The sequence below is a fragment of the Brevibacillus brevis genome, assembly GCF_031583145.1.
Lineage (GTDB): Bacteria > Bacillota > Bacilli > Brevibacillales > Brevibacillaceae > Brevibacillus > Brevibacillus brevis_E.
Genome location: NZ_CP134050.1, coordinates 1,530,622 through 1,550,334 on the forward strand (window position 1 = coordinate 1,530,622; position 19,713 = coordinate 1,550,334).

Sequence of the window (19,713 nt, forward strand, 5' to 3'; positions counted from 1 at the left end):
GAACGATGGGAAGATACGAGGAACTCAAACAAAGCATTCAACTGAAAACAGCGAAGGTCGGCATTATCGGATTGGGCTATGTCGGCCTTCCGCTCGCGGTGGAAACACTGAAAGCCGGGTACACGGTGATCGGGATCGACTTGCATGCGGGCAAGGTTGAAAATCTCAAGGCGGGCATCTCTCACATCCAGGATATTTCCCACGAGACGATCCGGGGCTGCATGGAGAGCGGGCGCTTTTTCCCCACGACGGATTACAACGTGCTCGCCGAGCTGGACGCGATCAGCATTTGCGTTCCCACTCCGCTCAGCCCCAATCAGGATCCCGATACGTCCTACATCATTCACGTCGTCGAGCAAATCAAGACGCACATGCGCCAAGGGCTGCTGATCACGCTGGAGAGCACTACGTATCCCGGCACGACAGAGGAATTGATCCAGCAGGAATTCGAAAAGCTCGGCTATGAGGCGGGGGTAGACTTCTTTCTCTGCTATTCTCCAGAGCGCGTGGACCCGGGCAACCGGCTGTACACCACCTACAACACGCCGAAAGTCATCGGCGGTACGACGGAAAAATGCCTGGAGCTGGGCTCGCTCTTGTACGGCAACCTGGTCAAAACAGTCGTACCGGTCACATCGCCGAAAGTGGCGGAGATGTCCAAGCTATTGGAAAACACGTTTCGCAGCGTCAACATCGCCTTTATGAACGAAATGGCGATGATGTGCGACAGAATGGGCATCAACGTATGGGAAGTCATCAAGGCCGCCTCTACCAAGCCGTTCGGCTTCATGCCGTTCTATCCGGGGCCGGGAATCGGCGGGCATTGCATTCCGCTGGATCCGATGTACCTGTCGTGGAAGGCCAAAGGCTACCGCTTCCACAGCCAATTCATCGAGATCGCCCAATCGATCAACGACAATATGCCTGATTACGTCCTGAACAAGACCGGCCAGGTGCTCAACATCTACGCCAAAGCGATCAACAGCTCGCGCATCCTGATCCTGGGCATGGCCTACAAGCCAGACGTGGACGACCTGCGGGAATCCCCCGGACTGGAAATTTACGAGCTGTTCGCCAAAAGCGGCGCCAAGGTCGACTACTACGATCCGTATGCGCAAAGCTTTGTGGACAAAGAAGGGCGTGTGGTGCATTCCATCGCGGGCGACCTGGAAGCGTTCAAAGACTATGACTGCATGGTGCTGGTCACCAATCACCGCTGCTTCGACTATCAGCAGCTGGCAGAGCTGGGCGTGGCGATCATTGACACGCGCAACGCCTTTGACGGCATCGTGAGCAAGAACATCTACAAGCTCGGCAATCCGGTCGCGATTCCCCAGGAAAAGGAAATGGTCAGCCTGCTCGCGTAAGGGCTGGCTGTTCATTCGATCGACTGAGCAAGGGAGGACTTCGTACATGTGTGGAATTATGGGATATATCGGAAACAAGGAAGCCAAGTCTATTCTGATCGACGGACTTCGCAAGCTGGAATACCGCGGCTACGATTCGGCCGGGATCGCGGTGTGCGACGGATCATCGATCGCCATTTGCAAGGCGAAGGGGCGCATAGACGTATTGGAGCGGCAAGCAGAGACCACCAGCCTGCCGGGAGCGGTCGGCATCGGCCATACGCGCTGGGCGACCCACGGGCGTCCGTCGGATGAAAACTCTCATCCCCACAATGATCAGTCGGGTAAATTTGTGGTCGTGCACAATGGCATCATCGAAAATTACCTGGAGCTGAGGCAAGCCCTGGAAGAGCGAGGAGTCGTATTTACCTCGCAAACAGACACCGAAGTCATCGTCCATCTGCTGGCGGAAGAGTACGACGGTGATATCGTGTCGGCTGTCCAGCGCGTCACCCGCAAGATTCGCGGGGCGTACGCCCTGGGCGTCATGACGGAATACGAACCGGACAAGCTGATTGCCGTCCGGCTCGCCAGCCCGCTGATCGTCGGAGTGGGAAAAGGTGAAAATTTCATTGGATCCGACATTCCGGCTGTCCTGGAGCATACACGCGATGTCTACGTCCTGGAAGATGGCGATCTGGCCGTTTTGACGAAAGATTCGGTCACCGTTCTGGACATCCGGACGAATCAGCAGATCGAGCGCGACCTGATGCGGATCGAGTGGGACAAAGAGCAAGCGGAAAAGGACGGCTTCGACCACTACATGCTGAAAGAAATTTACGAGCAGCCGCGTGCTTTGCAAAGCACGATGACCGGACGGATCGACGAAGCGGGAGAGCACATTCTGTTGTCCGATCTAAAGCTGACGCCCGAAGATGTGCGGGGGATCGACAAAATTTACATCGTGGCATGCGGGACAGCCTACCATGCAGGGTTGATCGGCAAGCACGTGATTGAAAGCCTGGCCCACATCCCCGTGGAAATCGACGTGGCTTCGGAGTTTCGCTACCGTCGTCCCCTTTTCAAAGGAAAGACGCTCACCATCGTCGTCAGCCAGTCCGGCGAAACGGCCGATACGCTGGCGGCCCTGCGCGAAGCCAAGCGCCATGGCTCGGCTGTCCTGGCCATTACGAATGTCGTGGGCAGCTCCATCGCCCGGGAGGCCGACCACTTGCTCACGACGAATGCGGGCCCGGAAATCGCCGTCGCCTCCACCAAGGCATACACGTCCCAGCTCGTTGCCTTTTATCTGCTGGGGCTGTATTTGGCAGAGGGAAGGGAGACGGTTTCCTCGCAGGAGAGAGCTGCCTTGATCGCAGACCTGCGCAAGCTGCCGGAGCAGGTCGAAGCGATTCTGGCTCATGCCGAAGAGATTCACGCATTCGCCCGCTCTATTCAGGACGAGGGGCATCTGTTCTTCATCGGACGCGGCCTTGACTACGCCGTCGCGCTGGAAGGTTCGCTGAAGCTAAAGGAAATCTCCTACATCCATTCCGAGGCGTATGCTGCCGGGGAGCTCAAGCACGGCACGCTTGCGCTCATCGAAGAGGGGACGCGGGTCATTGCGCTGTCCACCCAGGAGCAGCTGCACGAGAAAATGGTCAGCAACATCACAGAGGTGAAGGCGAGGGGAGCGGTCGTTCTCGGCATCGCCCTCGAGGACAACGTGGAGCTGCACCGCTCGGTCGACGAAGTATGCCTGATCCCGAGCACCCATTCGCTTTTGACCCCGATTTTGAGCGTCATTCCGCTGCAGCTGATCGCTTATTACACTTCGGTAGCGTTGGGGAATGACGTGGATCGTCCCCGCAATCTGGCGAAAAGTGTAACAGTCGAGTAGCGATGCTCGTCCTTACTCACTAAGAAGATCGAAACAGGGAGGATGAGGACATGAACGCCTCGAAGCGAGAGTTGAATCAGGAAATTTTGCTGGAGATCATGCTCCAGGCCTATCAGCTGGGCGTGCAGAGGAAGGACATCGACTTGGGAATGATGATTGACACGTTGACTTACGAATTGAAGCCTTACTTCGAACATGAATTCCAGCATCGGCCGTACAGGCGGGCCGAGCTGGACGGGACGGAGGGAATTGGATGAATATCTATGCGGTAATACTGGCCGCCGGAAAAGGGACGCGAATGAAATCCAGACTGTACAAGGTCATGCATCCCGTTTGCGGCAAGACAATGATCGAACACGTTGTAGACGCGGTGGAAGAGCTGTCGCCGCATCAGCTGTTCGTGGTGGTCGGCCATGGCGCCGAAGCCGTCACGCTCAAGCTGGGCGACCGCGTCCGCTACGCCAGGCAGGACGAGCAGTTGGGAACCGCCCATGCCGTCTGGATGTGCCAGGACGTCTTGGGTGACAGGGAAGGTGTCACGCTGGTTCTGAACGGCGATACGCCGCTGGTGCAAGGGGAAACGCTTCGCCAGCTGCTGGCCTATCACCGGGAGCGGGAGGCGGCCGCGACCGTACTGACCGCAATCGTGGATGACCCGACGGGCTACGGGCGGATTGTCCGCGACGAGAACGGCAACGTCAGACGGATCGTGGAGGAGAAGGATGCGACGCTGGGACAGAAGAAGGTGTGCGAAATCAGCACAGGCATTTTCTGCTTCGACAACCGCAAGCTGTTTGAAGCCATTCCGCTCGTTTCCAATGAAAATGCCCAAGGGGAGTACTACCTGCCGGACGTCCTGGCGATCCTTCAGGAACAAGGCTGCCTGATTAGCGCCTACGCCGCGGACAATCCGGACGAAGGCGCGGGAGTGAACGACCGCATCCAGCTCGCGCAGCTCGAACAAAAAATGCGGAAACGAATCAATGAGCGCCACATGAAGAACGGCGTGACGATCATTGATCCGGCTTCTACCTATATAGATGCGGACGTCGCGATCGGCACCGATACGGTGATTTATCCGGGCTCCTATTTGAGCGGACATACCCGGATCGGGGAAGGGTGCGCGATCGGTCCTCACGCCCATGTACTCGGCAGCGTGATCGAAAACCGAGTGCAGGTGAGCTCGTCGACCGTCGTCGGGAGCAGGATCCCCGAGGGGGCAATCGTCGGTCCTTACGCCTACATAGGCGGAGAAGGGGACCAGACCAGTCCGCAGGCTGTCTCGCGTCAGTGGCTCGGCGACACGCTGTCGCCGGATGCGGCGCTGACGGGAGGACGATGCTGACTTTGCGGTGGGCCCGGTCCGGCTTTCACCCGATATGGGGCTGGCTGGCGGGTGCCGTCTGCGTCACGATCGTCGTGCTGCTCTTGCTCGGCAATCGGCCGTCCCCGGTTCGGGCGACCTGGATTTGGGATGCCCGTCTCATATCCTCGCAAGCGGAGGAAATTGTCAGCTTCGCAAGGCAAAACGACATCAATCTGATTTACCTGCACATCGAGCCCACCCGCGTATCTCCGCAGCAGTATCGGTCCTTTATTCAGGCGGCGAGCCGCGCTTCCGTACGGGTCGAGGCGTTGGGCGGCGACCCGGGCTGGGCCTTGGCTGCGAACCGGGAGAGCATCGGCGAGCTGGTTGCCTGGGTAAAGGCGTACAACCGGACTGCGGGAGCGGACGAGCGATTTTCCGGAATTCATGTGGACATCGAGCCCTATCTCTTACAGGAATGGAAGGAAAACCAGAAGGACGTCGCTTCCGAATGGATGAGAAATATCGTCTATCTGGTGGCGGAAACGAAAAAGGACTCCGCCCTGTCGGTCAGCGCCGATCTTCCTTTCTGGATCGATTCCGTCACCGTTCCGGACGGTTCGGAAAAGCTGAGCAACTGGATGCTGGAGAGGCTGGACAGCATCACGCTGATGGCCTACCGGAATCACGCACAAGGACCGAATGGCATTGTCGACATCGTGCAAAAGATTGTGGCTGATGCCGATACGCTGGGGAAGGGTTCGGTGGTGGTGGGCGTCAACATACTGGAATCCCAGGAGGGCGAAAACGTCAGCTTTCATCAGATGGGGACGCAAGAGATGGAGAGCGAGCTGGCGATCTTGCAGGAGGAGCTGGGCGACCGCCCTTCTTTTGCAGGCAGCGCCGTCCACGATTATGAAAGCTGGTTTCATGCGAGCAGGCGAGAGGAGCAACGAAGATGAAAGCCGCGCCAATCTACCTTAGTGTGCTCTGCCTCACGCTCGGTTTTCTGTTCGGCTTTTCCCCAGCGGAAAAAAAGAGTAAAGCCACATGGATTTGGCAGTCCGAGACGATCGGGGAGGACAAGCAGCACGTTCTGGATTTCTGCAAGCAAAGCGAGATCACGCTGATTTACTTGCGCGTCGATATGAACAAGCCTTACGACTACTACCGCTCTTTCATTCGGGACGCGGCCGCCCAGGGCATCGAGGTGCATGCTGTGGCCGGCCATCCGGCTTGGGCTCTGGCAAGCAATCAGCAGCGGATGCTAAAGATCGTGCAATGGGTAAAAAAGTACAACGAAGCTGTTACGTCGGCTGGGGAAAGATTCAAGGGCATCCAGTTGGACATCGAGCCTTATCTGCTGCCGCAATGGGAGACGGAGCGGGAGAGGGTCATTCGGGAGTGGCAATCGAACATCAAGGTGTTCACAGCGGAGCTGCAAAAGGATGGCCAGCTCCATTCCAGCCTCGCGATGCCATTTTGGCTGGATGATATTCCGACGCCAGGCGATCCCTCCGTGCCGCTTTCCAAATGGCTCATGTCACGCTTCGATACGATCTGCATCATGGCGTACCGCGACAAGCTGGACGGTCCGAACGGGCTCCTGGCACTGGTCGAGCAGGAAATGGAGCAGGCGGATGAGCTGGAGCGAAGAGTACTGATCGCTGTCAATTTGAAAGAGCTCGGCGACGACCACGCTTCCTTCGCAGAAGAGGGCGTCGATGAGATGAACCGGGTGCTGCAGCAATTGCCTGACCGCCTGGCGCAGCACCCGTCCTATGCGGGTCAAGCGGTTCACGACTATCGTCGCTGGAAGGAGGGGGTGCAAGTGCTGCCGGAAAAACCCGAGCCCGCCACGCTCTATCGCGGCACCTACATCTGGCGTGCCGAGACCCTGGAGACGGAAGGAGACGAAATTCTGTCATTCGCCCGCGAGAACGGAGTCAACCTGCTGTACGTGCGAATCGACCGCGAGAGGCCGTTTTCCATGTACCGGGATTTTGTCAGGAAGGCGCAGGGGGAGGGCATCGAGGTCCATGCGATGGGAGGCCATCCGGTTTGGGCGCTCGCCCCCAGCAAAGGCAAGATTCTGGCTTTGGTCGATTGGGTGAAAGCGTACAACGAAGAGGCCGCGGCAGCCGAGAAGTTCCGCGGCGTGCACCTGGACATCGAGCCGTATGTCATGCCGCAGTGGAGGGAAAACCGGGAGAGCGTGCTGCGCCAATGGATGGGAAATATGCAGGCGTTTATCTCCGAGGCGAAGGCAGGCGGTCTGGAAGCGAGCATCGATATGGCTGCTTGGCTGGACAACACGCCTACGCCGGGACAGCCGGACACGCCCATTTCCCACTGGATGATTGAACGGCTGGACCACACGACGCTGATGGCGTTTCGCGATCATGCCGACAGCATCGTCGGACTTGTGGAAAACCAGTTGAAATACGCCGACAGCATCGGGAAAAAGCTGGTCGTCGCCGTAGAGACAAAAGAAAGCCATGAAGGGAAGTTCGTCAGCTTTTATGAAGAAGGCATGGGCGAGATGAATCGCCAGCTCAAACAGGTGACGGAGCTTCTGAAGGGCTATTCCTCCTACATGGGACAGGCGATCCATGCTTACGAATATTGGAAGAACGGAAAAGAGTAAGCGACATTCCCGCATGCGCCCCGGTTTCCTGTACAATAGAAGAAAACGAGTGCAAGGAAAGAGGCGAACAGCATGCGGGATGTACAGAGCGCACCCAACGGGCTGCCACCGCGCACGCCTGAGATGTTGCATAATATCGTGCGCAAGTTTTACCGGGGCGCTGTCAGTCATTACGATCTGATTCAGGCGAAAAAGGCAGAAGCGGCGGCCGCCCGCCAGGAGTGCCGTGCGGGCGGAGACGATGCAGCGCTTAAGCGTGCGCTGCACACGCTGTTCTTGGAATTCCACTTTTACGTGACCTGCTGGCTGAAGATCGAGCAGGCACTGGTGAGGCTGGCGAGCCAGGATGGCAGGCAGGCCGCCGTGCTGGAGAGGTTTCGTCCCGAGCTGGAGCGGCATCTCGGCGTGCGCGAACAGCTCGACAAGACGGAGGCCTGCGTCGAGGCGCAGCTAGCACATGGCGGACCGGATTGGCCCTGTGTTCAACAGGATGAATACTGGTTTGCGGGAATAGCGTTTACGGTGGATGAGTACAGCCTTCAGGCGCTGCACGATTTATACGAGGCGATCCAGCGGGCGAGGAACGAAGTCGAATGAAAAAAGCGTGGCTGTCGAAGGTAGACAGCCACGCTTTTTTTGGGGTTTACAGAATTCCAGGGAAGATCGCGCCGGTATTGGCAGCACCGCCATGGTTCAAGCTGCGAACTTCTTGAGCGTTGGTGCCGGCGAAGCCTGGGGAGAACATGGATTGAGCGCTACCCCCGAAACCGCCTCCGAAGTTTTGGAAGGACTGCTGTGCTTGTTGTTGCTGTTGTTGCAAGCCGAACTCGGCGCCTGTGATTCCGGCGGATGCGGAACCTTGGTTGAGCTGGCGAACTTCTTGCGTGTTGGTGCCGGCGAAGCCTGGGGAGAACATGGATTGAGCGCCACCCCCGAAACCGCCTCCGAAGTTTTGGAAGGATTGCTGTGCTTGTTGTTGCAAGCCGAACTCGGCGCCTGTGATTCCGGCGGATGCGGAACCTTGGTTGAGCTGGCGAACTTCCTGCGTGTTGGTGCCAGCGAAGCCCGGGGAGAAGATGCTGCCGCCTTGCTGAGCGGAGAATCCTGCGTTACCGGCAAAGCCGGATAGTCCGGTGTATCCTGCTTGATTGCGGGCTTGCACTTCCTGAACATTGGTTCCGGCGAAACCTGGGGAGAAGATGCTGCCGCCTTGCTGAGCGGAGAATCCCGCGTTACCGGCAAAGCCGGATTGCCCGGTGTACCCTGCTTGATTGCGGGCTTGCACTTCCTGAACATTGGTTCCGGCGAAACCTGGAGAGAAGACCGAGGATGCAGAAGCACCAAAGGCAGGCTGATACGTCGATTGGGCGGACGTGTAGCCAAAAGGCTGGTATTGCTGGAAGCTGTTGAGATTGGACTGCTGGGATCCGAACTGCTGCGGCGATGCGAAACCGGAGTTGAGCTGTCTTACTTCTTGCACATTGGTGCCCGCAAATCCTGGCTGGAATACCGCCTGAGCGCCGCCGAACCCGCCGCCGAAAGAGCCGTATGTAGCTTGTGTTGCTTGGCCGCCATGGTTCAATTGCTGTACTTCCTGAGCGTTGGTACCTGCAAACCCTGGCTGAAAAATAGCGCCGGCTTGTCCAAAGGCGCCGGACATTTGTGGTTGAAATTGTGATTGCATGATATTGTTGTAGGTCATCTGAAGACCACCTCCTGAACCATATCTTTTTCCAAGGATGGCCAGTCCATGCATGAAGTAACAAAACAAGAGAATTCGCATTTTTGCTGAAATGCACGAAAACATGCCGGATGGTCAGCCGGCATGCTCCTGCAAATCGTTCGGATGCCAACAGCCGTAAGCTAGCCACAGCGTTGGCTTTCCCGTTGGTCCGATACTGGCTTTCACAGGCTCAAACCCCATGCCGCGAAACAGCGCCAGGCTTGCTTCATTATCCAGTGCGACGCGCACGTACAGTTTGGGCAGGCGCTGGCACAAATGCGTAGTCAGTGCCTTGCCGATGCCCCGATTGCGATACCGTTTATCTACGACCAGAAAGGATTGGTCGAGGCCGCAGCGTGAGACGGCAAACAATCCGACTACCCGTTTGCCGTTCATCGCGAGAGCCACTGTCGCTTTCTGCTGAGCCATCTTTTTCGGAGTGAGGCGCGTCAGCCAGTCGATGGCGTGCTTGGTGATCCGCCGCTCCCCTTCCTGGCGGGCAAAGCGGATCAATGTCATTTGGGATTCCGCCAAAGCTTGCGGCGGCAAAATCAAAACCTTCCATTTCATATTCCTACCCCGCTACTACTCCTCGCCCGCTTGGCAGGCGGGATACGTACTGTGCGTAATGGATGAGATTGGACAGAGAAAGCCTACGGATCGAGGGTTCGTCAAATTTTTCAGGTTTGGCATTCGCTTCGAAAAACCAGAGCTTGCCGTCTACCGTCAATCCCAGGTCCATTGACATTTCCGCCAGATCCTTGATTTCTTCGTTGAGTGCGCCAGCGATCATAAGCGCCGTCTGGTGGATCATTTCCTCGATCCTTTCCGGTTCGGACGGGAACAGCGAATGCAGGACGGTGGCCAATGAGTGGATCGATCCCCCGCGGGGGACGTGGGTGGTGATGCTTTGCGATCCGGACCGCCTGATTCCGACACCGGTCACGCTCCATTCGCCATGTCCGTTTTTTTGTACGAGGACACGTACGTCAAACGGCTTGCCGAGATAGCGCGCTCGCTTGATCCCCTGCTGCATGATGTACCGCTTTTGCCGAATATGGCCTTTGACGTGCCTCCACAGGTCATCCAGATTGGAAAAACGGCGGATGATCGCTTTTTGCTCCTTGAGCCGCTCGAGCCGCCACATGTCGTTTTTGTAATCAATCCGCATGATCCCTTCGCCGGCCTTGCCGCGCACCGGTTTTAAGTAAACGAACTGGTGGGCGGTGCAGAAGCTGCGGAAGCGGGCAAGCGTATCGAGTTTTTTCGTTTCAGGCAAAAAGGAATGCACACTTGGATAGTTGGCAAGCATTTGGAACAATTCCTGCTTATCAAAGAAACAGCGGTTGAACAGAGTGACGTTCGGCAAATCGTTGATCCGCGATAGCGTTTTGCGCACCTCTGGGCGTTGCTCGGCCTTCCGGGAGGGAATGCGGTTGTAGACGACATGGGGAAACGGTAGAACGACTTCCTGCCAACTGCTCTGCTTCTCGTTGTACAAGTAGCCGCGTACCTTCTTCTTCTCCCAGTTGATTCCTTTCGTTGTAAACACGTACACAAGGGCACCCCATTTTTTCCCGGAAAGAGCGATATCCTTGAAATTTTCCCGGTTTCCGAAAAATGCCGATCCTTCGCCGACCGTCAGGATGCCGATTAACGGTCCGAGCCTGAGCGTGTCATTGACCATCTTCCAGTTGATCCGGGTACGAATGCGGCCAGGCTGCTGACTGGGCAAGCCGGTATGCACGCGCTTGTGATGGGAAAAAGGTCCAAGGCTGGCGTAAAGCGGCTTGCGTGCCTTGGCCAACGCTTGTCGCGGAAGCTGCAGAAACCATTTGCCGCTTGGGAGGATGGTCAACCACCCGGAGCGCTGCCTCTGCATGGTGTTCCCCCTTCCTGAAAAAACGGTGCTATTCTCATCGTTAGAAATTTGCCAGATAACAGCTGTAATCGACGAGCAGCTTGCGAGATTCGTAGTCGGCCTGCTTGAGGCGGGCGTGCTTGAAGATGGAACGGCCCGGCTTGGAGTTTGCTTCGAACATCCAGACGTGGCCGTGCGTGTCGATGCCCATGTCGAGACCAAGTTCGCCAAGATCGACTCCTTTTGCCAGCTCGATCGCGGTCGCCAGCCGGATTGCGGCGTTTGCGATGCGCTCGGACATCAGCGCTTTTTGCCGGCCAAACAGATGCTGGAGCAGCTCATCCCCGGGAATGACGGTTCCGCCTGTGCGGACGTGGGTAGTGACGCTGCCGGATCCGGCGACTTTGGCTGCGGTGCAGGAGACGACCCACTCGTTCAGCTGGTTTTTATGAAGATGGACGCGGAAGTCAAAAGGTCGTCCGTGGAACGTCATGAGCGGAATGCCTTGCTGTGCGAGATAGGAGCCGACACGCCTGGTGCGAAATACGTGCTGGTACAGGGAGGATAGTTTGGAAAAATGCCGTTTGACGTTTCCGCTTCCGTTGTGGTACGAAGCATCAAAGCCTCCACCCGACCGCACGACTTTCACGATTCCGTATCCGAGGCTTCCGTTTTTCGGCTTCAAATAGACGATGGGATATTTGCGAATCAGGTTGCGGACCGTTTGCAAGGACGGAGAAGTGTACGTTTCGGGAATATGCTCGTTTACTTCCGGATTCGGATACAGGAGCTGATGCACGCCCCACTTGTTGAAGAATCCCTGGTTGAACATTGGGGTATTCGGATAATTTGCGAGCTTGTATTTGAAGTCCCGGACGGCCTCGTGTTTTTCTGCGGATCGGGAAGGGATCCTGTCGTAGATGACATCGGGCATGGCGGTCGTCATCTTTCTCCAGACGTAGCCTCCCTTTTTTCCTTTGCGCAAAAACCAGGCGCTGACTTCGTTTTTCGTCCAGTCTACATCGTGGGGGGAGAAAATGTAGTAGAAGACGCCTTTGCCTTCCTGCGCCTGCAGCAGCTTATGGAAGAACGAGGTGCGCGGGCCTATCGGATTTCGCGGATCTCTGCGAATGCCGGTCGTGACGATGCCGATTGCCGGACCGATCCGAAGCGTATCTCCTTCCCGCTTGATGTTGACCAGGCCGGCGTGGGGAATGCACAGGTCTGCTTGCAGGGAACTGGTGATTTTGACGACATTCCCCTCAGGGTTCCGTTTATCCTGCAGGACAGTTGCGATGGCTTCCTTTTTCCCCAGCGTGATCGTGATACGTTGGCGAGGTGTGAGCTCCAGCTTTTGGATGAGATTGTTCGGCAGGATGATCCCGTACACATGGGGATGGGGAAGGAAGCGAAGTCGCACTCGGGTTGTTTCCATGCTTAGTAACCTCCTACACGCTCTTTCATGAGATAGTGAGCATAGCGAACAGGCTGGGTAATCGAATGAAACTTCGCATCTGGGTCGTTAATCATGGAAAATACGGTTCGTCCCGGTCTGCTGTTTACTTCGATAATCCAGACGTTGCCTGCCGTGTCGATGCCGACGTCGATCCCGAGCTCAACCAGTCTGCCGTGGGACTGCTCCAAAAAGCGGGGCAGCTCCACCGCCAGTCGATCGATCGTCTGCGTGATCCGCGCCCGTACAGCAGGCTTGTAGTGGCGCGAGAGAAAGGGAGTGAGCGAAACAGCCCTGCCTCCTCCATGGAGGTTGGAGGTGATGCTTCGCTTGTCGCCGATGCGGACAGCCTTGCCTGTCGTTTCCCATTCGCCCTTGCCGTTTTTTTGGACCAGGACGCGGACATCGTACGGCGAGCCGTCCGGAGTATGCAGGTGGAGATAGGGCTGCACCAGAAATTTGCGGCCGGCGGTAAACGACGTGACGAACTGCTTCAAGCCGCCTTCTTTCAGGACGCGGCGAAACGGCTGGTTCTCCCGGTTGCGCCCCGATACTTCGTAGCCGCCGCGGCACTCCTTGATCCGAACCACCCCGATTCCATGCGTTCCCGCCATGGGTTTGATGACAGCTGCTCCGTGAGTGGCCAGGGTCTCCTGTAGGGACGAAAAGGAAAAAAGCTCAGTCGGAGGCAGCAGAGGAGCGAGCTGGGGAGACTGGATGAGCATCTGGTGCACCTGCCATTTTCCGGACAGGCCGTACCCCAAAAACGTAATGTTGCGATCGTTTTGCAACTTTTCTACGAATGGTTTATAGTGACGGTAAGCTGGGCCTACGAAACAGCGGTCGTAAATGAATGCAGGCAATGGGAAAGTGTCCGATTGCCAAGCGCCGTTCCTGTATTCAAAGCCGGCTACCGTTCTGGCAGCAAAATTGACTTGGCGAGGCGAAAACACGAAGACGCGGATGCCTCGCTTGCGCCCGAAAAGCGTCAGTTTTTTGTAATATCCTTTGTCAACAAAGCGGGAGCCTTGGCAGCGAGTCATAATGCCCAGGCTTCTCTGATTATCCTTCATGAGGGTCACCTTCGCCTGTTTTTCTTGGCTGCTGGTTTTGGCTTCGCTGCCCGAGGAAAGCCGCAGACAAAAGCGGAGTAATCAAGCATGCGCAAAACAGAAGGGCGTGCGCGCCGCGGAGGTTCTTCCACGCCTTCGGGCAACGGAATGGTATTGGCCGCTTTCGACGGTTTGCTATTCACTTCAAGCAGCCACACATGGCCGCGGACATCCACTCCGAGGTCGACCCCGAATTCCGCATAATGCCCGGGCAAGCCGTCCTCGAGCAGGACAGACAGCTTTAAAGCGATGGCTTTCAGCGTCTCGGGAGAAGGTTTCGTCCCTCCCAGCCACGGGCCGCAAAGGCGCAGAGCCTGGAGGGGCGAGAGCATGGAACCGCCTCTGGAAATGTTGGAGACGATCCGGTTCTGGCCGAGGCGTGCCACCATCGATGTGACTGCCCACTCCCCCTTCCGGTCTTTTTGCACCAAGACGCGGAAATCGGACGGTCGATTTTGGAGCCCAATCAGTGTCAATCCTTGCTGGAGCAAATAGGCTTTGCCTTTTGTCTGTTTGGAAAGGTACTGGTGCAGTCCTTGAAGAGTGGAAAATGTCTTCTTGAGGCCGCCTGGACGCGCGACCTGATAACCGTTTTCCATTCTGCGCAACCGGATGATCCCGCGTCCCATGCTGCCGTTGGCGGGTTTGGCGTAAACGGTCCGATGAGAGGCCAGCATTTGCCTCAGATCCTCCTGGCTCTGATAGCGAACCATGGCGGGGAGGTAGGGGGCCGCCGCCTCTTTGCTCTCCAGCGCTGCATGCACATCCCATTTATTCAAGAATTGCTCGTTGAAAAACGGAATGCTGGCGTCCTTGCATCGCTCAATCCATTGGGTCATTTGTTCGCTTCGTTCCCGTTGCCGGGAAACGAGGCGGTTGTAAATACATTGTGGAAGAGGAAGCACTTTTTGCTTCCAGACGCCGCCCCTTTTGACGAGGCCGCGGACGATACCCGCGTCCCAGTTGACATCCTGGAGCCGAAATGCGCAGACGATGCCGCCGCGTCTGCGGCAAATATCGGCTGCCTCGTTGAAAAACGATGTCAGCGGGCCGAAAGGATATTGCGGATACTGTGCGTTGTAGGTGGAGACCAGTATTCCTACATACGGTCCGAACACAAGAGTCTGCTGGTCAGCCTTGTATTTGGCCAAGATGGGGACTCCCGTAGGCAGATGCAACTCTTGGGCGACTGCAGGACGAATCAGCGCACGCCTGCTGCGCTCCATGCCGCTTACGCGGGCGCGAACCTGCTTGCTGCCGAACTGGACGGTGAGGGTGGGCGCCTGTAGATTCCATTTGCGCATATGCGCCTGGGGCAGGTAAAGGTCTACTTCCGACTTTGGCTCGTATGGGTAAGCGATGGTTGGAACGTATGACATGGTTATCCCCTTCCCATCAGGCATAAAGTTAGTCTATGGTATGAGACGGGAAATGGTTTGGTTCCATGCCGAGAAGAGAGGTTGTTAGTATTTATGAACTTTTGGATGATAATAGTGAACATTGTAGTGGGCTCCGTTATCGGCGGAGTGACAAACGAACTTGCGATCCGGATGCTTTTCCGGCCTTTGAAGCCTTGGTATATCGGGGGGTGGCGCATTCCCTTCACGCCGGGTCTGATCCCTCGCAGACGGGACGACATTGCCATACAAATGGGCAGATTGGTGGAAGAGCATCTGCTGACGACGGAAGGAGTAAAGCGGGCGTTGACCCAGGGAGGGCTTACGGGTACGCTTGAGGGCTGGATGAATCGGGTGGCGACCGACTGGATGACGAACGACGAGCGAAGTCTCCGCCAGGTCGTGCAAAAGGCGCTGCCGCACGTCTTTCTCGAAGACGGTACGTGGAGCGATTCCGTTCGAGAGCCAATCTGGCAGCATTGGCAGGCATTTGTGGACCGTACGTTGACACATTATGAAGAAAAGCCGTTGCGAGAGCTGATTCCAGCTGCCGGACGGGAGCGTCTGGACGAGGCATTGGACAAGGCCAGCGAGCTGCTTCGGCTGAGGCTGCGCGAGTATTTGCATTCTCCCGAGGGACAGCAGTCCCTGCAAGCGATGATCCGCGGGATGCTTGGAGGAGGCGGGGGGATGTTCGGCGGCCTGGTGGGCATGTTCCTCGGAGATGACAAGATTCTGGGCAAGCTGCTGCCGCATTTCGATGAGCTGCTGCAAAACCCGGAGCTGTCCCGGAAGCTCCGGCAGATGCTGGGTGCGGAGGCGGACAAGCTGCTCGGCAAAAATGTAGGCGAAATCGTGGCCTGGATCGGGCGGGAGCAGGTCGACGAATGGTCTCGGGCGATGTTTGCGAGAATCGAGGAGCACAGCCTGCGAATGATCGACGAGCCGTTGTCCCACTTCACCGCTCCCCTTCAGGCGACCCTTTCAGGCAATCTCATCCCTCGCCTCGCCAGCTGGATGGTAGAGTCGCTGGAGAAAAATGTGGAGCGCATTTTTGAAAGGCTGGCCATTCGCGACATAGTGACGCGGCAAGTAGAAGGTTTCCCGATTGAGAGGATCGAGGAGATGGTGGTGGGCATTTCCGGCCGGGAGTTCCGCATGATCACCGTTCTCGGCTTTATTCTGGGGGGCTTGATCGGACTCGTTCAAGGCTTTCTGTCTAGCATGCTGGGTTAGCAAAAACTGAAACGAAACTGTAAACCATCTGTAATATTCCTGTAATATTAAAAGGATAAGATAAAAGCACGATGAAAACCCCCTTAATGATATACTTTCTGATTGGGTAGCTTGAAAAAGCTACCCTTTTTTTTTGCTGCTCCTTCGGGTATATTGTTCCAAGGAGCCAGTATATTGAACGGATGGGAGATTAGGAAGGAGGAAGAGCGACTTGGCAACGAAACACGAACAAATCTTGCAATATATCGATCGCCTTCCGATCGGCTCAAAAATCTCGGTACGGCAAATCGCCAAGGACCTGGACGTGAGCGAGGGAACAGCCTACCGTGCGATCAAGGAAGCAGAGACGCAAGGATACGTCAGCACGATCGAGCGTGTCGGAACCGTGCGGATCGAGAAAAAGCAAAAGGAAAACATCGAACGGCTTACTTTTGCGGAAGTAGTCAACATCGTCGACGGGCATGTGCTGGGCGGCCGGGAAGGACTGCACAAGACGCTGAACAAATTCGTCATCGGCGCCATGCAGCTGGAAGCGATGATGCGCTACATCGATGCGGGCAGCCTGCTGATTGTGGGGAACCGCTATCAGGCCCACAAGATCGCCTTGCAGCAAGGAGCCGCCGTCCTGATCACCGGTGGCTTCGATACGAGCGAAGAGATCAAGCAGCTGGCGGATCGCCTCGCATTGCCGATCATCTCGTCCAGCTATGATACGTTTACAGTAGCTTCGATGATCAACCGGGCGATTTACGACCGCCTGATCAAAAAGGAAATCGTCATGGTGGAGGATGTGCTCAAGCCGCTTGCAGAAACGCCGGTCTTGCTGCCGTCCGACCCGGTGGCAAAATGGCACCAGTATACGGAGCTGTATCAGGATACGCGGTTTCCCGTCGTGGATGAGCAGATGCGCCTGATCGGCATCGTTACTTCCAAGGACATCATCGGTCACGACGAAACGGCTACCATCGACAAGGTCATGACCAAAAATCCGATTACCACATCGCCACGAGTCTCGGTAGCGTCTTCTGCGCACATGATGGTGTGGGAAGGGATCGAGCTGCTGCCTGTCGTGGACAATTACCGCAAGCTGGTAGGGGTCCTCAGCCGCAACGACGTCCTCAAGGCGCTGCAGTATACGGCGAAGCAGCCGCAGATGAGCGAGACGTTCCCGAACTTGATCATGTCCCATTTCCGCGAAGAGCGGCAGGCAGACGACCTGGTCTACCTGGGCGACGTGACTCCGCAGATGACCAACCATCTCGGGACCATCGCCAGCGGGATCATGACGACCGTCATGGTCGAGGCTGCCTGCAATCTCTTGCGCCATCATCGGCGCGGGGATATGGTGCCGGAAAACATCACGGTGTATTTTCTGAAGCCGGTGCAGATGGAGAGCCAGATCGAAGTTCAGCCTCGTCTGCTCGACATCAGCCGCCGCTTCGGGAAAGTGGAAGTGTCCGTCTATACAGGAGAGCAGCTGGTCGGTCAGGCGATGGTGACTGCGCAAATCATCGAACGATAAGCTCCCCAAAAAGGCAAAAGGCCGCTTCGGTGCGACAGAGCATCGAGGCGGCTTTTTTCAAGTGTTACGATTCGACCCAGTTGCCTTTGCGAAAGAGCGGCTCCCATGTGCCGTCGGCCAGTTCGCCGTCAATGTCGAGCTGGTCCGAACCGATCATGAAGTCTTCATGCACCATGCTGACGTTTGCACCGCGCGCAAGCAGCTCATCGGTCGACAGCTCCGAGCCGCCCTCGATGTTGAACGGATAAGCGCTGCCGAGCGCGAAATGGCAGGAGGCGTTTTCGTCCACGCCGGTGTTGTAGAAGACCCGATTCAATCGGGAAATGGGAGAGTCGTGAGGGACGAGCGCCACTTCTCCGAGGTAGCGCGCGCCATCGTCGGTCTCCAGGAAAGCCTTGAGGGCCTCGTAGCCCACCTCCGCCGAAAAATCGGTGACCTTTCCCTCCTGAAAGGTCAAGGAAAAGCGGTCGACCAGCGTGCCCTGGAGGTTGAGCGGCATCGTACTGGTAACGGTGCCGTTCGCCCCTGAGCGCCGCGGCATGGTGAACACTTCCTCCGTGGGGAGGTTGCAGACGAATTCGATTCCGTTCTGATTCACGCTGCTGCCTCCCGCCCAGATATGTCGGCCAGCCAGCTCGACGGTCAAGTCTGTGCCCGGGCCGGTGAAGCGAAGCTTCCTGTACTGTTTGGCGGTTAGCTTGGCACATTGGGACTTCAGGGTCTGAACGTGATTTTTCCAGGCAGCGACCGGATCGTCCAGATTTGCGCGAGTCATTTGGAAGACGGCTTCCCACAGGGCGTTTATCCGTTCGGACGGCGGGAGATCGGGATAGGCCTTGTCAGCCCAGGCAGCCGTCGGTGCGATGATCAGGCACCAGCTCATTTTGTTGGTCCGTACGTAGCCCTTGTACGTTTGCCTGGCGGCGGCAGCTGCACGCATCGCGGCGCTGACCTTGGCGCTGTCGATCCCGGCGTACAATTCCGGATTCGGGACGTCGATCTGCAGGACTGCCCCGCCTGATTCGACGAGCTGCTCCATGGAAGACGCGACCCACTGCGGATAGTAGGAGAACGACTCATCAGACGCATGCTCGAAGCGGGCGCGCGTCACGGCATCGTCATCCCAGTCCACCTGCACGTATTTGGCTCCTGCCTCATACGCTTGGCGTACGAGGACGCGGACGAGTTCGGCGCACTCCAGAGGAGCTCCCAGGTACAGCACTTGTCCGGGCTGCAGATTCACGCCGACCTTTAGCACCAGCTCGGCGTACTTTTGCAGGGATGTCTCGAGATGACCCATAGACAGACCTCTTTTCTTGGTAGGATAAAGGTGAGCGGCAAAAAGGGACGAATGCTTGCAGACACATTGTTCCATAAAATCCCTGCGATTGACAAGATGCTTGCTTTTTCATACAATCTAATTAAATAATCATCTAATTAGATAAGCGAAAACGAGGCAGGTGATGGCAAGATGCAATTGGACAAATTGGTCACCTTTCACAAAGCGCTGGCAGACCCGACACGTATCCGCATCCTCGCCATTTTGGCGAACGGGCCGCTGCACGGGCAGGCTCTGGCCGGCAAACTGGGCGTGACCCCTCCGACGATCACGCATCACATGACGAAGCTGCGCGAGGCGGGAGCAGTCTACGAGCGACGTGACAAAAACACGATTTATTTTTACTTGCACGAGGCCAATATGAAACGGCAATCGATGGCGGTTTTGGATGTGCTGGAAAAGGCGAAGAGTGCAGCCGGCGATGAGCTGCCGGCGGACAACGAACAGACGGAACGGAGGAAGGCGGATATGGCAGAGGAAAAGCTTCACGTCATACGCAGCTTTATCACCCCGGATGGAAAGCTGAAGCAAATCCCGGCGCAGCGCAAGAAGAAGCTGATCGTATTCGAGTACATGGTGCGCGGGCTGGAGAGAGGAAGGAAGTATCAGGAAAAGGAAATCAACGAGTACATCAAGACGTTTCACGAAGACTTCGCCACGATTCGGCGCGAGTTCGTGATGAACCATTATATGTATCGCGAGGACGGCATCTACGAGCTGAACCCCGAGGCGATGTGGGCCAAGGCCTGAACATAAAAAAGGACAACCGTCGGCACTGCACCAGGTTGTCTGAAGCAATAAGATGTCACACAACGGCATTATAGCGCAGAAAAAAAGCGATCCGCTACTCGAAACGGCTGGAAACAGAGGA

17 protein-coding genes are annotated in these 19,713 nt (G+C 56.6%); 10 read left to right on the forward strand and 7 right to left on the reverse strand.

Annotated features, from left to right (window positions below; genetic code table 11):
- Positions 1 to 5: 5 nt before the first annotated feature.
- From RGB73_RS07785 to RGB73_RS07815, 7 genes are all read left to right on the forward strand, one after another.
- On the forward strand, positions 6 to 1,367 hold the full coding sequence (locus RGB73_RS07785) for a nucleotide sugar dehydrogenase (protein ID WP_310770651.1): 1,362 nt from the start codon (positions 6 to 8) through the stop codon (positions 1,365 to 1,367).
- Between the two features lie 46 nt (positions 1,368 to 1,413).
- The gene (glmS, locus tag RGB73_RS07790) at positions 1,414 to 3,246 is read left to right on the forward strand and encodes a glutamine--fructose-6-phosphate transaminase (isomerizing) (RefSeq protein WP_310770653.1); all 1,833 of its coding nucleotides are present in this window, start codon (positions 1,414 to 1,416) and stop codon (positions 3,244 to 3,246) included.
- 50 nt (positions 3,247 to 3,296) lie between these two features.
- Entirely contained in the window at positions 3,297 to 3,503 is a 207-nt protein-coding gene (locus RGB73_RS07795) for a hypothetical protein (protein ID WP_310770654.1), read from the forward strand.
- Positions 3,500 to 4,591, forward strand: coding sequence for a bifunctional UDP-N-acetylglucosamine diphosphorylase/glucosamine-1-phosphate N-acetyltransferase GlmU (gene glmU, locus RGB73_RS07800; RefSeq protein ID WP_310770656.1), 1,092 nt, complete (start codon positions 3,500 to 3,502; stop codon positions 4,589 to 4,591). Before RGB73_RS07795 ends, glmU begins: the two co-directional genes overlap by 4 nt.
- Complete coding sequence (locus tag RGB73_RS07805; protein ID WP_310770657.1) at positions 4,585 to 5,514, forward strand: hypothetical protein; 930 nt, start codon at positions 4,585 to 4,587, stop codon at positions 5,512 to 5,514. Before glmU ends, RGB73_RS07805 begins: the two co-directional genes overlap by 7 nt.
- A complete protein-coding gene (locus RGB73_RS07810) occupies positions 5,511 to 7,199 on the forward strand; it encodes a hypothetical protein (protein ID WP_310770659.1) in 1,689 nt (562 codons plus the stop codon). The genes RGB73_RS07805 and RGB73_RS07810 overlap by 4 nt, the downstream gene beginning before the upstream one ends.
- A 72-nt stretch (positions 7,200 to 7,271) precedes the next feature.
- Positions 7,272 to 7,796, forward strand: coding sequence for a hypothetical protein (locus tag RGB73_RS07815; RefSeq protein WP_310770661.1), 525 nt, complete (start codon positions 7,272 to 7,274; stop codon positions 7,794 to 7,796).
- A 46-nt stretch (positions 7,797 to 7,842) separates the two neighbouring features.
- Here the strand turns inward: RGB73_RS07815 and RGB73_RS07820 are convergent, their stop codons facing one another.
- From RGB73_RS07820 to RGB73_RS07845, 6 genes are all read right to left on the reverse strand, one after another.
- Positions 7,843 to 8,901 (reverse strand): hypothetical protein, encoded by a 1,059-nt coding sequence (locus tag RGB73_RS07820; protein ID WP_310770663.1) that lies wholly within the window; start codon positions 8,899 to 8,901, stop codon positions 7,843 to 7,845.
- A 114-nt stretch (positions 8,902 to 9,015) separates the two neighbouring features.
- Positions 9,016 to 9,492 carry a GNAT family N-acetyltransferase gene (locus tag RGB73_RS07825; protein ID WP_310770665.1) on the reverse strand — a complete coding sequence of 159 codons (477 nt, stop codon included), beginning with the start codon at positions 9,490 to 9,492 and terminating at the stop codon, positions 9,016 to 9,018.
- Between the two features lie 4 nt (positions 9,493 to 9,496).
- Complete coding sequence (locus tag RGB73_RS07830; protein WP_310770667.1) at positions 9,497 to 10,804, reverse strand: YheC/YheD family endospore coat-associated protein; 1,308 nt, start codon at positions 10,802 to 10,804, stop codon at positions 9,497 to 9,499.
- 40 nt (positions 10,805 to 10,844) lie between these two features.
- The gene (locus RGB73_RS07835) at positions 10,845 to 12,218 is read right to left on the reverse strand and encodes a YheC/YheD family endospore coat-associated protein (protein ID WP_310770669.1); all 1,374 of its coding nucleotides are present in this window, start codon (positions 12,216 to 12,218) and stop codon (positions 10,845 to 10,847) included.
- A gap of 2 nt (positions 12,219 to 12,220) precedes the next feature.
- Positions 12,221 to 13,309 (reverse strand): YheC/YheD family endospore coat-associated protein, encoded by a 1,089-nt coding sequence (locus RGB73_RS07840; RefSeq protein WP_310770672.1) that lies wholly within the window; start codon positions 13,307 to 13,309, stop codon positions 12,221 to 12,223.
- Positions 13,310 to 13,314: 5 nt separating this feature from the next.
- Positions 13,315 to 14,727, reverse strand: coding sequence for a YheC/YheD family endospore coat-associated protein (locus RGB73_RS07845; protein ID WP_310770674.1), 1,413 nt, complete (start codon positions 14,725 to 14,727; stop codon positions 13,315 to 13,317).
- 93 nt (positions 14,728 to 14,820) lie between these two features.
- Here RGB73_RS07845 and RGB73_RS07850 point away from each other — a divergent pair, with 93 nt between their 5' ends.
- Both RGB73_RS07850 and RGB73_RS07855 read left to right on the forward strand, forming a co-directional pair.
- Positions 14,821 to 15,981 (forward strand): DUF445 domain-containing protein, encoded by a 1,161-nt coding sequence (locus tag RGB73_RS07850; RefSeq protein WP_310770676.1) that lies wholly within the window; start codon positions 14,821 to 14,823, stop codon positions 15,979 to 15,981.
- A gap of 211 nt (positions 15,982 to 16,192) precedes the next feature.
- Complete coding sequence (locus RGB73_RS07855; RefSeq protein WP_310770678.1) at positions 16,193 to 17,503, forward strand: DRTGG domain-containing protein; 1,311 nt, start codon at positions 16,193 to 16,195, stop codon at positions 17,501 to 17,503.
- Positions 17,504 to 17,567: 64 nt separating this feature from the next.
- Here the strand turns inward: RGB73_RS07855 and RGB73_RS07860 are convergent, their stop codons facing one another.
- Positions 17,568 to 18,803 (reverse strand): aminopeptidase, encoded by a 1,236-nt coding sequence (locus RGB73_RS07860; RefSeq protein WP_310770680.1) that lies wholly within the window; start codon positions 18,801 to 18,803, stop codon positions 17,568 to 17,570.
- 171 nt (positions 18,804 to 18,974) lie between these two features.
- Here RGB73_RS07860 and RGB73_RS07865 point away from each other — a divergent pair, with 171 nt between their 5' ends.
- On the forward strand, positions 18,975 to 19,592 hold the full coding sequence (locus RGB73_RS07865) for a DUF2087 domain-containing protein (protein ID WP_310770682.1): 618 nt from the start codon (positions 18,975 to 18,977) through the stop codon (positions 19,590 to 19,592).
- The last annotated feature ends 121 nt before the right edge of the window (positions 19,593 to 19,713 follow it).

Coding starts and splice junctions, on each gene's coding strand:
- RGB73_RS07785 (WP_310770651.1), top strand. CDS start 6: ATGGGAAGATACGAGGAACTCAAACAAAGCATTCAACTGAAAACAGCG.
- glmS (WP_310770653.1), top strand. CDS start 1,414: ATGTGTGGAATTATGGGATATATCGGAAACAAGGAAGCCAAGTCTATT.
- RGB73_RS07795 (WP_310770654.1), top strand. CDS start 3,297: ATGAACGCCTCGAAGCGAGAGTTGAATCAGGAAATTTTGCTGGAGATC.
- glmU (WP_310770656.1), top strand. CDS start 3,500: ATGAATATCTATGCGGTAATACTGGCCGCCGGAAAAGGGACGCGAATG.
- RGB73_RS07805 (WP_310770657.1), top strand. CDS start 4,585: ATGCTGACTTTGCGGTGGGCCCGGTCCGGCTTTCACCCGATATGGGGC.
- RGB73_RS07810 (WP_310770659.1), top strand. CDS start 5,511: ATGAAAGCCGCGCCAATCTACCTTAGTGTGCTCTGCCTCACGCTCGGT.
- RGB73_RS07815 (WP_310770661.1), top strand. CDS start 7,272: ATGCGGGATGTACAGAGCGCACCCAACGGGCTGCCACCGCGCACGCCT.
- RGB73_RS07820 (WP_310770663.1), bottom strand. CDS start 8,901: ATGACCTACAACAATATCATGCAATCACAATTTCAACCACAAATGTCC.
- RGB73_RS07825 (WP_310770665.1), bottom strand. CDS start 9,492: ATGAAATGGAAGGTTTTGATTTTGCCGCCGCAAGCTTTGGCGGAATCC.
- RGB73_RS07830 (WP_310770667.1), bottom strand. CDS start 10,804: ATGCAGAGGCAGCGCTCCGGGTGGTTGACCATCCTCCCAAGCGGCAAA.
- RGB73_RS07835 (WP_310770669.1), bottom strand. CDS start 12,218: ATGGAAACAACCCGAGTGCGACTTCGCTTCCTTCCCCATCCCCATGTG.
- RGB73_RS07840 (WP_310770672.1), bottom strand. CDS start 13,309: ATGAAGGATAATCAGAGAAGCCTGGGCATTATGACTCGCTGCCAAGGC.
- RGB73_RS07845 (WP_310770674.1), bottom strand. CDS start 14,727: ATGTCATACGTTCCAACCATCGCTTACCCATACGAGCCAAAGTCGGAA.
- RGB73_RS07850 (WP_310770676.1), top strand. CDS start 14,821: ATGAACTTTTGGATGATAATAGTGAACATTGTAGTGGGCTCCGTTATC.
- RGB73_RS07860 (WP_310770680.1), bottom strand. CDS start 18,803: ATGGGTCATCTCGAGACATCCCTGCAAAAGTACGCCGAGCTGGTGCTA.
- RGB73_RS07865 (WP_310770682.1), top strand. CDS start 18,975: ATGCAATTGGACAAATTGGTCACCTTTCACAAAGCGCTGGCAGACCCG.